We start from the raw sequence: 14,733 nt of genomic DNA on the forward strand, positions 1-14,733 counted from the left end.
CCCGCGTATCTGTTTTTTTACTTTTCATGATGCGATAATCCTCGTTCTCCCTGCAGCTGAATAGACTAATGAAGCAGCTTATGACTAAATCATATCCCTTCATCCATACTATCTGTCAGTATAAATTTTTTAATCTTCTCAAATAACTGTAATGACGATAACGTGCGAATCTAACCTTCCGATCAGACATCTCGCAATAGATTTCTTTGGTGGCTTCCAACGGCACATTCAAATGATCATAGCAGAGTATTGCTGTATCAAAGGTTTCACTTTTCATTGTTACATGACGGTTCTCCATCATGATATACGGATTTCCGAGGGAGCGGTGCTTGGAGTGCTGAATAGCTGTTATTTCCGCCAGCTGCATAAGAGATAATCCACAGTCTATAACTGCTCCTCCAAGAGATCGATTATATGCAGTGGAGCCTGCCTGAGTGGATAGACAGATGCCGGAGCCTCTGCAGGTTTCAAAAAACTCACCGTCTACATATATATCCATGATTTGAGATTTCACAATATTCTCAACACGCATCTCATTTAATGCATAATAAGGGTTTGGATTATTATCCAGCTTTATTTTCAATAAACCGGATTCAAATATCACAGGCTCCTTTTCCAATACATCATGCAGGCATTCCTCCAGTTCCTCTTCCGTATAGTCCGTGAAAAAGCCAAGGGTTCCTGTATGAATGCCAAGGAAGTTTACTTCGCTGATTCGATGCAGATACTGATGCACGCCATACAGCAGTGTACCGTCCCCTCCCACACAGATAACAAGCTGTGGTTCTGCTTTGTCATAAATCCAGCCAGAAGACTGCAGACGCTCTTTGATTTTCTCCTCTACTGCATGTGATTTTGCATCTTTTTTCGCAACTACTGAATATTTCATCACAAATCACTTCCTTTTGTTATGGTACTATTGTATCATATCCTATAAGGTGATGAAAGATGAATAAACATGTTGAAAAAGAATATAAAATGCTTGTGAACAAGGAACAGTTTGATAAGCTGTGTAGTTTGTATGAAAATCTGAATTTTATAACCCAGACCAATACCTATTATGATACGGTAAACGGGGACATTCAGAAAAAGAAGGGTGCAATGCGTATACGTGAGCGAAATGGAAGGTTTCTGTTTACATTAAAGATGCGGCAGGAGAATCTTGATGGGCTGTGCGAGTGTGAGTGTGAAGTATCTGAAAACAGTATTCATGCTCTGCAATCAGAGGAAATTGTTCAGCTATTGCATGAGTATCAAATTGAAGCTGCAATCATTCCGTTAACTACTCTCGTGACAAAAAGAGCTGTTGTAGAAACAGAGAATGCTGAACTATGCTTTGATATCAGCACCTATGGAAATCATACAGATTATGAAATTGAATATGAATATAAGCAGCCACATGACGGGCTTTCTGTTTTTCAGAAGCTTCTTTCTCATGTGCAGCTTGTTTATGAAAAAAACTGCACATCTAAGATTCAGCGTGCTTTGCAGGCAGTGGAGGAATGATCTACGTCGTCTTCTGGAACGTGATTTCATTTTGTATGATGGGAATTGATAAATGGAAAGCCATTCATAAGCGTTATCGAATACCTGAGCGATTTCTATTACTGTATGCATTCCTTGGAGGAGCTTTTGGTATTGGTCTTGGAATGATTGCTTTCCGACACAAAATAAGGAAAACAAAATTCATTCTTATGGTCCCTTTCTTTTGTATTCTTCAGGTAATAGCTATAAGGCTAGTCCTCTTCGACTAGCCTTTCTTCATATTCTATCTTTAAATAGCTGAGAGCAAGTCTCCAATTACTGTGGATCTTTTGGTTAAACAATAGTTTGATGGAAATCTGATCAGCATATTCACTTTGATTTATATATACTTTAAATAACTGATAATGACCAATGCTATACTGCATTTTACTTTCAGCATCTATAAAGTTTAAGAGGCATGGAAGTAGAATCATTATTTTTCCATCGCGTTTTGTCCAATACTCTGTTTTACTGTTTCTAATTGACTGTATATTTGCATCCTGAAGTTTTTGTATATAATGACGTATTTTTGATTCTTCATATTCTGAATAGAAGCTAGTCTCTATACGTCTGCTCAGGTTCTCCAGTATTTGAAGTACAGCATCCTCCTGCATATTCTTTTCCTTTGTAATAACAGTACTGTTCACCCACATATCCGTACCAATAGAGGATGCCAGATGCAGTAGTCTTCCTGTATTTTGTATATCCTCTTTATCTATATAGAAAAAGCTTTCAATATTATTGGAAATTTTCATACCGATTTCACTTAGGTAAATCGGATATTGAAAATAGATAACATTTTCTAATTCCATGCAGGAAAGTAGCTCAGGTACTTCCTCCTGTTTTGTAATTTTGCAGATTGCCTGCTTTAATGATTCCTTATCCGGATAGCCACTCAGAGTTTTATATACATTCCACATTTGTGTAAACCCCATGTTTTGTTGCTTTCGAAGATGACCGTATCCAAGTATTCCCTTTTCTCTTTTTTTCCCACGCTCTGTCCCCTTTGTCAAGAAAAACAGCATGTCTCCCTTTTTAAAATCAGTAATACTTTTGATACTTGGCTTCCAGAAATTGATAACAGAGTTACCATGAAGTCTATGGTACTCCATCATATTTTTATCAGTAATATAAGCAATTGAGCCCATATGTTCGCCTTCTTCCTATATATCCATTTTACCATGATAGCGCTTGCAGTAAAATGAAAATATTTCTTTTCTATATATGTAAGGTGCTGGTGATTTTGGATTTATACAATTAGTTCATATAGTGATGATGCTTTTTCTGTGTATCGCCTATTTTGCTGTTGCTGTAGGAGGTTGTTCCCTTTTTCATATTCTTGATTTAAACGCTATTTAAACATCCATACATTTGAAAGCAGGGTATTCCTGTCCTTCCTCATTTACTATATACTTCTTACGTTTTATAATACAGTAAAGAAAAGAACCAACATTATGGTTCCATTTTCTTTCTTCCTTCAATTGCTTTAATCAAGGTTAATTCATCCGCATAGTCCAAATGTCCGCCCATTGGAAGACCATGTGCAATCCTTGTTACAGTAACCGGATATTTTTCCAGCAGCTTTGATAAGTACAATGCTGTAGTTTCACCTTCGACTGTCGGATTGGTTGCAATAATAATTTCCTCGGTTTCCTCACTAATTCTGTTTAATAGAGAGTCTATGTTGATGTCCTCAGGCAGTATACCTTTTGATGTTGAGATTACACCATTCAACACATGATATACTCCAGAGTATTCTTTTGTTTTCTCCATTGCAATAACATCCTTTGGACTTTGTACAACACATATAATCTGACTATTTCTACTTTGATCTCCACAAATATCACATGTGTCATCTTCCGATAAGTTGCCGCATACCGCGCATTTTTTTAAGCCTTCTTTTGCGTTTTGAAATGCATGAATCCAAGAGTCCATAGTTTCATCATCCCATTCGAGCGTTTGAAATGCATAGCGTTCTGCAGTTTTTATTCCTACACCCGGTAGTCTCCGATAGCATTCAACAAGTGCTTCAAATTTCTTAGGATACATTAGAAGCCACCTGGCATTTTCACTCCGCCTGTAATTTGATTCATATTTTTTTCTTTATCCTCGACTGCTTTAGCGAATGCATCATTCAAGGCAGATTTCAGCATATCCTCTAAATCTTCTTTGTTATCTTTCTCCAGCAAGCTTTCATCAATTGAGATACTTTCTACAGACATGCTTCCTTTTACTTCTACCTTGATAACGCCACCACCCATTGTTGTTTCATATACTTTTTCATTTAATTCATCTTCCAGCTTAGTAAGTTCCTTTTGCATTTTCTGTGCCTGTTTTAATAATCCCTGCATATTCATAATCTTATTCCTCCGTTATTATTATATTTTCCTGACCGAACAAATCCAATACAGCTTCTTCCTGTGTTAATTCTTTTACTTCTTTTCTTTCAATCGTCACAGCTTCAATCTGTATAGGCTCCGGCAATGTACCTGCAATCATACGGTCTTTAAACTCTTTGATAACATATTTCTGCTGATCAGCAGAAATAGCAAATATTTTTTTATTCTTTTCCATCAATTCAGTAATGAAATCATGAAATTCATTTTTACTGTCCATCTCATTTATTTCATTTGCTACTGCCTGATTATCGACACATACCACTATATAGGTATTACCACTGCCTACAATACCTGCATTCTTTAAAAGACTTCCATATTTAGCATATTTAAAATCGAGCATGAATTCAGGTATTTTCTGAAAATGCTGACTATCCTTTGCTTTTTCAGGTTTATTTGCCCCGGCAAGAAGTCCAAGAACAAATTCATTATCCAATGGTTTTAAAGCTTTTGTTGAAACAGCAGTAATTTCCTTGCTTACTATATTTTCCGGTATATGTGAAGACTTCGCACTCTTTGTTACTGGTGAATCAAATACTGGTGTATCATATGGTGTAAATGGTTCATCATCCATAGGAACCTCAAGTATAGGTTTCTTCTTAGATGTTTCACGTGAAACATTATTAACAGTGCTTACTGGTTTTTGTTCCTGCCTAGGAGTCTCCAATGGATGTGATATCGTCGTTGTCACCACAGTTGCCTTTACATCCAGCATTTGCAGTAAACAGACCTCAAAATAAGATCCTGCATTTGCTGCACTTCTATATTTATCATATGTTTCCATTAGAAGATGTATCATTTGAAACCTCTCTGCAATAGATTTTCCATCAATCAGAGTTAAAACCTCTTCACTATTTAGAATATGCAGCAGAGATGCATCCTTTGTATACTCGAAAATGATACTCTCCTTTAATATTTCAATTAAATCAACAGTCAGCCTTTTGATATCAATACCTTTTTCAATAAGCTGATCTATCGCATTTAACAGGGATACTGCATCTTTTCCATAGATATAACGATACAAATCTAATTTTTCCTGTATGGTTGTAATGCCATAAATTTCATTGATATGATGCACCTGGATATGATTCTGTGCATAAGCAATACATTGATCAAGAATAGATAAAGCATCACGCAATCCGCCATCAGCAAGCTGTGCAATAATCCGAATTACTTCCTCTTCACACGTAATCTGTTCTCTCTCCAGAATAGTATGTATCCTCTGAACGATTTCTTCACGTGGAACTTTAGTAAAATCAAATCGCTGACAACGTGAAATAATCGTAGGCAGCACCTTATGCGGCTCTGTCGTAGCTAAAATAAAAATAACATGTTCCGGTGGTTCCTCAATCGTCTTTAACAGCGCATTAAATGCACCCGTTGACATCATATGGACCTCATCAATAATATAAATTTTATATTTACCCTTCAATGGCGCATACTTAACTTTTTCTATCAGTGTACGTACTTCTTCTACACCATTATTGCTGGCAGCATCTATCTCAATAATATCCGGATGGCTTCCATCCTGTACTGCCCTACAGTTATCACATTCCAAACATGGTTTATGATTTGGATTCTCACAATTTATAGTTTTCGCAAAGATTTTCGCAATTGATGTTTTTCCTGTACCACGGGGGCCGCAGAACAAATAAGCATGTGCAATCTTATGCTGTTCCACTGCATGCTGCAAGGTTTGTACAACGTGCTTTTGTCCTGCTACTTCATCAAAACTGTTTGGACGATAAGTACGATATAGCGCTTTATATGCCATACTTCACCTGCTTTCTCCACTGTCAATTATATCATGCTGACAATGAATTTTACATAAGAAAAGCAAATACTTTTCTTTCTTACAGTATTTGCTTTTATTTCTTTTTTAGTCTTTTTTCTTTAAAGAAATTCTTTAAGAGCTGTGAACATTCGTTTTGAAGAACACCGGATTCAACTTTCGGATAATGGTTATATCCCGGCTGTTCATACATATGCAAGGTACTTTCAATGCTTCCACCCTTTGGATCAGCAGTTCCATAGATAACAGTTCTGATACGTGATTGCAGAATAGCACCGGCACACATGCAACAGGGCTCCAGAGTAACATATAAATCACAATCCTCAAGACGCCAGCTTCCTACCTTTTTACAAGCTTTTTGAATTGCAATGATTTCAGCATGGTTTATTGACTGCTGTTTTGTTTCTCTGAGATTATGACCTCTTGCTATAATTTTATCATCCTTAACAATAACACAGCCAATGGGTACCTCATCTATTTTTTTAGCCTTCTCTGCCTCTCTTAAAGCAGCCCGCATATATTCTTCTTTCATAAAATTACCTCAGATATAAAAAAGGGCTACCACACATGATAGAGCTCCCTTAAGGCTGCTTTGTTCCCAATCTGACCTAATTCAGTAGATACCATTGTAGTAGCTTATATATTATAGCATATTCTCTGATTTTTTCAACAGTTAATTTGCTTTCACATATTTTATAATTGCCATTTTGACTTTTACAAGTGATGAACAAGTCTATCCTGTATTTCATAAAGGAAACTCCTTTATCCTTAAGATTAACACTATTTTTTTTATCTGAGCTATTAACAAGATAGTAATATGAATTGTATTTCAAATACAATATATTGTAATGAAACGGAATACTTTTTATCCTCTTTAAGAAAAGTGAGCAGGCTAATTTTCTAAACAGTTCATAAACTCAGGTTGAACATAACTACATTGAGTACTTATCACCATTATATTATTCAACAGAATTTGATACTTTCTTTTCTCAAACACGTTACAACTGGAGGAAGCTTTCTTATTTTATTATTAGAAAATCATTAGTGCATACATAAGAAAGTTTGAAATTGTCTTAACATTGGATTTGCGCCTACTTCGTATAAAAATAATTTTCATATATAAGGTTACCTTTTTATGTATAGCATCATTATAACTTATCTTCTATTTGCTTACACATTTTTTATTATCTCTTTTAAAACATTATGAAACAAGCATAAGTAACAGCTGAAATTCCTTGATTTATCCTTAATTGTTTCACGTGAAACAAAAATGCCTAAAAAAGCTGTGCAATCATTTGCAACGACATGACCAATTGTCCAATTATTCAAATATCGATGTAAATCAGAGAGTCACAATATCGTATTATTTATCCAAATAATACGATAAACAAAGGCTTTTCTGCTATTTTTAACCAACAAATAATAAGCTGTTTTAGATACTAAAAAAAGGTGAAATTTATATAAAAATCACCTTTTCAATACTGCTTAATTTTTTGGCATCAATATTTTTGTGCCTCCCATATATGGCTGCAATTTTTCCGGAATATTCACACTGCCGTCCTTGTTCAGATTATTCTCTAAAAAAGCAATCAGCATTCGAGGTGGAGCTACCACCGTATTATTCAAAGTATGAGCAAAATATTTTCCATTCTCACCCTTTACGCGAATGCCAAGACGTCTTGCCTGTGCATCTGTCAAATTAGAACAGCTTCCCACTTCAAAATATTTTTTCTGACGTGGACTCCATGCTTCGACATCAACAGACTTATTCTTCAAATCAGCAAGATCACCGGAACAGCACTCTAAGGTTCTCACTGGTATATCCAGACTTCTGAATAAATCAACAGTATTCGTATACAGCTTTACAAACCAGTCTGCACTTTCTTCCGGTTTGCAAACAACAATCATTTCCTGTTTCTCAAACTGGTGAATGCGGTAAACTCCTCTTTCTTCAATACCGTGTGCACCTTTTTCTTTACGGAAGCAAGGAGAATAGCTTGTATAAGTATAAGGAAGTTTTTTCTCATCAAGAATTGTATCAATGAATTTTCCAATCATAGAATGCTCACTGGTACCGATCAGATACAAATCCTCGCCCTCAATCTTATACATCATTCCTTCCATTTCCGCAAAGCTCATAACCCCGGTCACAACATTACTACGAATCATAAAAGGCGGTACAACATATGTAAATCCTCTATCAATCATAAAATCACGTGCATATGAAATGACAGCAGAATGAAGTCGTGCAATATCTCCCATCAGATAATAGAACCCGTTCCCTGCAACTTTTCTTGCACTATCCAGATCAATACCTTCAAACCGTTCCATAATATCTGTATGATATGGAATTTCAAAATCAGGAATCACAGGCTCGCCGTACTTCTGCAGTTCAACATTTTCTGAATCATCCTTACCAACCGGGACCGTAGGATGAATGATATTTGGAATCTGCATCATCATTTCCTTGATTTTCTCAGCAAGCTCAGTTTCCTTAACCTCTGTTTCCTTCATTTCATCTGCCATAGCCTGAACCTTGGCTTTAATAGCATTTGCCTCATCCTTTAAACCTTTGGCCATCAGACCGCCGATTTCCTTGCTCATAGCATTTCTCTTGCTTCGCAGCTCATCCCCTCGTTGTTTAAGAGAGCGATTCTCTTTATCCATAGCAATCACTTTATCTACAAGCTCAATCTTGTGATCCTGAAACTTCTTTTTTATGTTTTCTTTTACAATTTCAGGATTTTCGCGTAAAAATTTCATATCAAGCATAATCATAACCTCCTAGAATATAAAAAAGAGGTATGTCCATAAAGGGACGATACCTCGTGTTGCCACCCTTTTTGATATACCTATAAAGATATACCCTCTCATAGCTATAACGGTGCTACCGTAATCAACTACTAATAGTTCATTGATTCACTCAAAGGCGGATTTCATAAGCAGCTATTATAACTCACACCTACCGTTATATCTCTGAAAGTAGCCTGCTTTCTTACTTGACCTTTTCAACGTTTTATTATTTTATATCATTCTTCTACAGGATTGTCAATTATCTGTTCCGTAGTTTCTTCATTATTTTCCAAAGCTTCACCAGCTGCAGCTTCTTCCGGCTCCTCTTCTTCCTTTTCAACAATAGCCACCTTGGCAACAGATTCTTCATCTGCCACGTTGATCAGCTTAACACCCTGAGTATTACGGCTGTAAATACCAATATCATCAACAGATATTCGGATAATAATACCGGAGTTTGTAACAATCATGGCATCCTCATCACCATTTACAGCGCGAACGGAAACAAGCTCACCAGTTTTATTGGTAACATTGATTGTCTTTACACCCTTCGCTCCACGTGTTGTCAGACGGTATTCCTCAATAGCGGTACGCTTACCATAACCATTTTCACTAACAGCCAGCAGATGTGTTCCCTCTTTAGAAGTGGCAGCACCTACTACGATTGAGCCATCAACATTAAAGCCCTTCACACCGCTTGCCGTACGTCCCATAGCACGAATATCATCTTCATGGAATCGAACTGCCTTACCATTGGAGCCTGCGATAATAATTTCATCATCTCCGGTTGTTTCCTTCACACCAACCAGCTCATCAAATTCACGTAGTGTAATGGCGATTTTACCATTCTGACGTATAGAATCGAATTCACTCATCGGTGTTCGCTTAACCAGTCCGTTCTTTGTGACAAACAGCAGGAAGGAGGATTCACTATCCGGACGAACAGGAACAAGTGCACGCACCTTCTCCTCCTTGTCCAGATTTAACAGATTCACGACCGGAAGGCCCTTAGCCGTTCTACCAGAATTCGGCACCTTATACCCCTTGATACGGTAAACCTTGCCAAGATTGGTAAACAGCATCAGATAGTCGTGAGTGGACATTGTAATCAGCAGATCAACAATATCATCCTCATTTACAGACATACCCTTCACACCGCGGCCTCCACGGTTCTGTGTACGATAGGTATCTGTCGGCATACGCTTGATATAACCGTTTGTTGTCATTGTGATAACAACATCCTCAACAGGAATTAAATCTTCATCCTGCATATCGTAATCTGCCTCACTGATTTCTGTACGACGCTCATCGCCAAAGCGATTTTTAACCTCAGTCAGCTCATCACGGATAATCCCGAGAACACGATCATGGTTTGCAAGAATATCACGTAAATCTGCTATCGTATTCATCAGCTCACGATATTCATTTTCAATCTTATCGCGTTCCAAGCCTGTTAAACGACGCAAACGCATCTCCAGGATTGCATTTGCCTGAATCTCCGTGAGTTTAAACTGCTCCATCAGACCAGTTCTTGCTTCCGCATCATTCTGACTGGAGCGAATCAGATGAATAATTTCATCAATGTGATCCAGTGCGATACGCAAACCTTCCAATATATGAGCACGATCCTCAGCTTTTTTCAATTCAAATTTTGTACGGCGTACCGTAACGTCAATCTGATGATTCACATAATGCTGAAGTGCCTCCCGGATTCCCATCTGCTTCGGTGTTTTCTCTACCAGTGCCAGCATGTTGACACCGAAAGAGGTCTGAAGCTGTGTCATACGATACAGCTGATTCAAAATAACATCCGGTTGAGCATCCTTACGCAGCTCAATCACGATTCGAATACCCTCACGGTTTGATTCGTCATTCAGATAGGTGATACCTTCAATCTGCTTTTCTCTTACCAGGTCTGCGATTTTGGTAATCAGATTCGCTTTATTCACCTGATACGGGATTTCAGTCACAACAATTCTTGTCTTACCGTTGCCCATATCCTCCAGATGATGCTTACTGCGTACCATGATAGAGCCGCGGCCTGTTTCAAATGCCTGTCGAATTCCGGCTCTTCCCAGAATGATACCGCCTGTTGGAAAATCAGGACCCTTGATATAATTGTCCATCAGCTCCACAACGGAAATCTCCGGATTATCCATAATGGCAAAGGTTGCGTCTATTGTTTCTGTAAGATTATGCGGCGGTATATTGGTCGCCATACCTACCGCAATACCGACAGAACCGTTTACCAGCAGATTCGGGAATCTGGCAGGCAGCACAGCCGGCTCAGTTTCCTCATTGTCATAGTTGGGTATGAAATCAACGGTATCCTTATTGATATCCTTCATCATTTCCATAGCGATTTTAGACATACGGGCTTCGGTATAACGCATTGCCGCCGCACCGTCACCATCCATGGAACCGAAGTTACCATGTCCCTGTACCAGCATGTAGCGGTAGCTGAAGTCCTGTGCCATACGAACCATGGCATCATATACGGCTGTATCACCGTGCGGATGATACTTACCGATTACTTCACCAACGATACGCGCTGACTTTTTAAACGGCTTGCTTGCCACAATTCCCAGCTCATTCATCGCATGCAGAATACGGCGATGAACAGGCTTCATTCCATCACGAACATCAGGCAGTGCACGATCTACGATTACAGACATTGAATAGTCCAGAAAGGAGGTTTTCATTTCTTTTGAAATATCTACCTGAATCAGTTTTTCCTTGTTTAAATCCATGTTCCCTTACACCTCCTTAGATATCCAGTGTTGCATAGATTGCATTTTCCTGAATAAAGTCACGTCTTGGTTCAACCTCTTCTCCCATCAGCATTTCAAAAATACTGTCAGCTTCCATAGCATCATCAATATTTACCTGCTTCAGCGTACGGAATGCTGGGTCCATGGTTGTCTCCCACAGCTGCTCCGGATTCATCTCTCCCAGACCTTTATATCGCTGTACGTTTACATTCTCCCCCATAGAAGCACGTACCGTTTCCACTTCTTCCTCTTTATACACATATTCCACACGGTTTCCCTTGGCAACCTTGAACAGCGGTGGCATGGCGATATATACATAGCCACCCTCAATGATCGGACGCAGGTAACGGTAGAAGAACGTCAGCATCAGTGTACAGATATGCGCACCATCGACATCGGCATCGGTCATGATAATAATTTTATGATAACGCAGCTTACTGACATCCATTTCCTCTCCGATTCCACAGCCGAATGCTGTGATCATAGAGCGAATTTCATTATTTTCGAAGATTCTCTGCAAACGCGCCTTCTCGACGTTCAATATCTTACCACGCAGTGGCAGAATTGCCTGAAACTTGGAATTTCTTCCCTGCTTTGCACTTCCGCCGGCGGAATCACCCTCGACGATATAGATTTCACATTCCGAGGCATCCTTGCTGGAACAATCCGCAAGCTTACCGGGCAGTGATGTGATTTCCAGGGCTGATTTTCTTCTTGTCAGCTCTCTTGCCTTTTTTGCCGCAAGACGTGCCTTGCTCGCAAGAATCGCCTTATCTACAATAATCTTTGCTGTTTCCGGATTCTCCATGAAGAAACGATCCAGCTGTTCACCCAGTATACTGGAAACAATTTTTCGTACCTCTGAGTTTCCCAGCTTCGTCTTTGTCTGTCCTTCATACTGCGGATCGGGGTGCTTTACCGAGATAATAGCCGTTAATCCCTCACGCACATCATCTCCAGCCAGTGTCTCGTCTTTTTTTATCATTCCCTGCTCTCTCGCATAGGCATTGATAATCCTTGTCAGAGCGAGTCGGAAGCCATCCTCATGCGTCCCGCCTTCCATCGTGTTGATGTTGTTACAGAAGGAATAGATGCTTGGAATGTAGCCATCGTTATACTGCATGGCGATTTCCGCAAGAATCCCGTCCTCTATCCCTTCCACATACACAACCTCTTCATGCAGCGGCGTCTTGTTCTTGTTCAGATATTCCACATACTGGCGGATACCGCCATCGTATTTATATTCAATTCGTTTCGGCTCCGCTTCCCGTTCATCACAAAGCACCAGACGAATGCTTTTGTTCAGGAAAGCCAGCTGACGAATACGTGCATTCAAAGTATCAAAATCATATTCCTGTGTTTCCTGAAAGATTTCAGGATCTGCCTTGAAACGCACAATGGAACCATGCTTTTCGCTGTCATTGATGATTTTCAAAGGTCCTGTTGCCTTGCCTCCGTCTTCAAAACGAAGGAAAAACTCATGTCCGTTCTGATGTACGTTAACCTCCAGCCATTCACTCAATGCATTAACAACACTGGCACCGACACCATGCAGACCTCCGGAAACCTTATAAGCACCACCGCCGAATTTACCACCGGCATGCAGTACAGTAAAAATCGTTTCCACACCGGATATTCCTGTCTTTTCAACGATTCCCGTCGGCATTCCTCGACCATTATCCTCTACACGGATGATGTTATTTTTTTCAATCGTTATTTCAATATCCGTAGCGAATCCGGCAAGAGCCTCATCGATCGAGTTATCAACAATTTCCCAGACAAGGTGATGAAGACCTCTCTCACTGGTAGAACCGATATACATACCAGGTCGTTTCCGTACAGCTTCCAGTCCTTCCAGGACCTGAATATCATCAGCCGTATAAGAATGATCAACCTTATCTTCCATTTCTTCGATTTCTTTCATCTGATTCTCATCCATAGTTCATCCTCCTAACATCTCTCGATTGTACCGTTGCTTACATTCCACAACGTGACTCTGCGATCACTTTTCATATCATCCATTTCCACAAAATCTGTTGTGGAGATGAAAATCTGCACCTCTTTGGGCAGAGATTTTAATAATTCCTGTTTCCGATAGCTGTCCAGCTCCGAAAATACATCATCCAGCAATAACACCGGATATTCCTGTATGATTTCATGAATCATATGAATCATACCGATTTTCAATGCCAGCAATACACTTCGCTTCTGTCCCTGGGAAGCAAAGCTGACAAGCTCGTGCCCATTCATTTCAAAGATAAAATCCTCTTTATGAATACCGGCCGTCGTCTGTTTCAACAGCAGGTCACGATCCTGATGCTTTTGATATTTCTTCAGCAGAGCTTCCTTCAGCGCTTCCTCACTGTCCGAAAAAGGAACACAGCTGAGATAGCGAACCGTTATATCCGTATCATCATTGGAAAGCTGGCGGTAAAATGTCCTGCATTTGTCCAGCAGCTCCTCCAGAAAGAAATGCCGCTGCTTCATGATGACAACAGATGCATCCACAAGCTGTGAGGTTAAGACCTCGAGATAGGAGCGGTCCACCCGTTCCTGCTTCAGATAAGCATTCCGCTCTTTTAAGAGCCGTGTAGCGACGTAAAGCGTTGATACATACTTCTTACTTATCTTACTCAGCTCCATGTCCACAAAGCGTCTTCTGACGCGGGGAGAGGCCTGGAACAGATTCATATCATCCGGACAGAACATAACGGAGTTAAATTCACCTATGAAGTCACTGACGCGATTCACGGGACTCTGATAAATAAAAAGATTTTTCCCCTTTTCATTTACCGTCACACGGATTTCCTCCGTTTTCTGTTCCTTTGCAATCAAGGCTTTAATAAAGAAGGCCTGCTCACCTTCTTTGATTAGATCTTTATCTTCACTGGTTCGATGGGATCTGGTCGTTGATAAATAAAGGATAGATTCCAGCAGGTTGGTCTTTCCCTGTGCATTCTTTCCTGTCAGAATATGAATGCCGTCGGTAAAACTGACATTTACATCTGCATAATTGCGAAAATCATGAAGACGAAGTGATTCCAGTCTCATGACAAAGAAAATACGCTGCCCTCAATGTCAATGACATCACCTGCATACAGCTTGCGTCCTCTGCGGTTTTCCTGTTCCCCGTTCACTTTGATTTTCAGGGATTTTACCGCAAATTTTGCTTCACCGCCGCTCTGGATAAAATCCGTCATTTTAAGCAGCTGACCTAATGTTATGTATTCACCGGTTATCTTTATATCCATTATAAAACCTCTTTCACATTCCTATATATTATATCATATTTAAAGGTTTTTTGTTAGTTTTTCCTATGGTTTTCAAACTTTTGCTGAAGTGAAAAGTTAAATTCCACTTTCAAAGTAGCTAAGTAGAAAAGACTCTTACACAACAATCTAGTTGAATTTACACTTACAATTGCATTTAGTCTTTCATATATCCTTTTTTATATCTA

General features: G+C 39.3%; 13 protein-coding genes, 1 other RNA gene and 1 other annotated feature. Of the genes, 2 read left to right on the plus strand and 12 right to left on the minus strand.

Translation table 11 applies throughout. The annotated features are described in order from the left end of the window. Positions 1-115 precede the first annotated feature (115 nt). Complete coding sequence (locus KSZ58_RS14420) at positions 116-889, minus strand: NAD kinase (RefSeq protein ID WP_008816032.1); 774 nt, start codon at positions 887-889, stop codon at positions 116-118. Positions 890-948: 59 nt separating this feature from the next. Here KSZ58_RS14420 and KSZ58_RS14425 point away from each other — a divergent pair, with 59 nt between their 5' ends. Beyond that, positions 949-1,506: a CYTH domain-containing protein gene (locus tag KSZ58_RS14425; RefSeq protein WP_009270083.1), complete on the plus strand. Its 558-nt coding sequence runs from the start codon at positions 949-951 to the stop codon at positions 1,504-1,506. Then, entirely contained in the window at positions 1,503-1,754 is a 252-nt protein-coding gene (locus KSZ58_RS14430; RefSeq protein ID WP_035303967.1) for a DUF1294 domain-containing protein, read from the plus strand. Before KSZ58_RS14425 ends, KSZ58_RS14430 begins: the two co-directional genes overlap by 4 nt. Here the strand turns inward: KSZ58_RS14430 and KSZ58_RS14435 are convergent. The 11 genes from KSZ58_RS14435 to yaaA form a co-directional block, all read right to left on the minus strand. Further along, complete coding sequence (locus KSZ58_RS14435) at positions 1,737-2,672, minus strand: hypothetical protein (protein WP_008816035.1); 936 nt, start codon at positions 2,670-2,672, stop codon at positions 1,737-1,739. The two genes, KSZ58_RS14430 and KSZ58_RS14435, sit on opposite strands and share 18 nt — an antisense overlap. Before the next feature lie 304 nt (positions 2,673-2,976). Then, positions 2,977-3,573, minus strand: a complete 597-nt coding sequence (gene recR, locus KSZ58_RS14440) for a recombination mediator RecR (RefSeq protein ID WP_009270082.1) — start codon at positions 3,571-3,573, stop codon at positions 2,977-2,979. After that, positions 3,573-3,881 carry a YbaB/EbfC family nucleoid-associated protein gene (locus tag KSZ58_RS14445; protein ID WP_002606688.1) on the minus strand — a complete coding sequence of 103 codons (309 nt, stop codon included), beginning with the start codon at positions 3,879-3,881 and terminating at the stop codon, positions 3,573-3,575. Before KSZ58_RS14445 ends, recR begins: the two co-directional genes overlap by 1 nt. A gap of 4 nt (positions 3,882-3,885) precedes the next feature. Then, positions 3,886-5,694, minus strand: a complete 1,809-nt coding sequence (dnaX, locus tag KSZ58_RS14450) for a DNA polymerase III subunit gamma/tau (RefSeq protein WP_008816037.1) — start codon at positions 5,692-5,694, stop codon at positions 3,886-3,888. A 94-nt stretch (positions 5,695-5,788) separates the two neighbouring features. Beyond that, complete coding sequence (gene tadA, locus KSZ58_RS14455) at positions 5,789-6,244, minus strand: tRNA adenosine(34) deaminase TadA (protein ID WP_008816038.1); 456 nt, start codon at positions 6,242-6,244, stop codon at positions 5,789-5,791. Positions 6,245-6,257: 13 nt separating this feature from the next. After that, an RNA gene (gene ffs, locus KSZ58_RS14460) (signal recognition particle sRNA small type) lies at positions 6,258-6,355 on the minus strand. An 842-nt stretch (positions 6,356-7,197) separates the two neighbouring features. Continuing rightward, positions 7,198-8,484, minus strand: coding sequence for a serine--tRNA ligase (serS, locus tag KSZ58_RS14465; RefSeq protein ID WP_008816039.1), 1,287 nt, complete (start codon positions 8,482-8,484; stop codon positions 7,198-7,200). Positions 8,485-8,523: 39 nt separating this feature from the next. Next, positions 8,524-8,733, minus strand: a binding site (T-box leader). Between the two features lie 8 nt (positions 8,734-8,741). Next, the gene (gene gyrA / locus KSZ58_RS14470; RefSeq protein WP_008816040.1) at positions 8,742-11,255 is read right to left on the minus strand and encodes a DNA gyrase subunit A; all 2,514 of its coding nucleotides are present in this window, start codon (positions 11,253-11,255) and stop codon (positions 8,742-8,744) included. 16 nt (positions 11,256-11,271) lie between these two features. Continuing rightward, positions 11,272-13,215: a DNA topoisomerase (ATP-hydrolyzing) subunit B gene (gyrB, locus tag KSZ58_RS14475; protein WP_002606682.1), complete on the minus strand. Its 1,944-nt coding sequence runs from the start codon at positions 13,213-13,215 to the stop codon at positions 11,272-11,274. 11 nt (positions 13,216-13,226) lie between these two features. After that, the gene (gene recF, locus KSZ58_RS14480) at positions 13,227-14,327 is read right to left on the minus strand and encodes a DNA replication/repair protein RecF (protein ID WP_009270081.1); all 1,101 of its coding nucleotides are present in this window, start codon (positions 14,325-14,327) and stop codon (positions 13,227-13,229) included. Then, positions 14,324-14,527, minus strand: coding sequence for a S4 domain-containing protein YaaA (gene yaaA / locus KSZ58_RS14485; RefSeq protein ID WP_009270080.1), 204 nt, complete (start codon positions 14,525-14,527; stop codon positions 14,324-14,326). Before yaaA ends, recF begins: the two co-directional genes overlap by 4 nt. Positions 14,528-14,733: the final 206 nt, after the last annotated feature.

Origin of the sequence: Erysipelatoclostridium sp. DFI.2.3, from assembly GCF_019132535.1 — a bacterium.
GTDB lineage: Bacteria > Bacillota_I > Bacilli_A > Erysipelotrichales > Erysipelotrichaceae > Clostridium_AQ > Clostridium_AQ innocuum.

Bases quoted from the DNA above. Each gene is read 5' to 3' on its own strand.
- KSZ58_RS14420 (WP_008816032.1), bottom strand. From the start codon at position 889: ATGAAATATTCAGTAGTTGCGAAAAAAGATGCAAAATCACATGCAGTA.
- KSZ58_RS14425 (WP_009270083.1), top strand. From the start codon at position 949: ATGAATAAACATGTTGAAAAAGAATATAAAATGCTTGTGAACAAGGAA.
- KSZ58_RS14430 (WP_035303967.1), top strand. From the start codon at position 1,503: ATGATCTACGTCGTCTTCTGGAACGTGATTTCATTTTGTATGATGGGA.
- KSZ58_RS14435 (WP_008816035.1), bottom strand. From the start codon at position 2,672: ATGGGCTCAATTGCTTATATTACTGATAAAAATATGATGGAGTACCAT.
- recR (WP_009270082.1), bottom strand. From the start codon at position 3,573: ATGTATCCTAAGAAATTTGAAGCACTTGTTGAATGCTATCGGAGACTA.
- KSZ58_RS14445 (WP_002606688.1), bottom strand. From the start codon at position 3,881: ATGAATATGCAGGGATTATTAAAACAGGCACAGAAAATGCAAAAGGAA.
- dnaX (WP_008816037.1), bottom strand. From the start codon at position 5,694: ATGGCATATAAAGCGCTATATCGTACTTATCGTCCAAACAGTTTTGAT.
- tadA (WP_008816038.1), bottom strand. From the start codon at position 6,244: ATGAAAGAAGAATATATGCGGGCTGCTTTAAGAGAGGCAGAGAAGGCT.
- serS (WP_008816039.1), bottom strand. From the start codon at position 8,484: ATGCTTGATATGAAATTTTTACGCGAAAATCCTGAAATTGTAAAAGAA.
- gyrA (WP_008816040.1), bottom strand. From the start codon at position 11,255: ATGGATTTAAACAAGGAAAAACTGATTCAGGTAGATATTTCAAAAGAA.
- gyrB (WP_002606682.1), bottom strand. From the start codon at position 13,215: ATGGATGAGAATCAGATGAAAGAAATCGAAGAAATGGAAGATAAGGTT.
- recF (WP_009270081.1), bottom strand. From the start codon at position 14,327: ATGAGACTGGAATCACTTCGTCTTCATGATTTTCGCAATTATGCAGAT.
- yaaA (WP_009270080.1), bottom strand. From the start codon at position 14,527: ATGGATATAAAGATAACCGGTGAATACATAACATTAGGTCAGCTGCTT.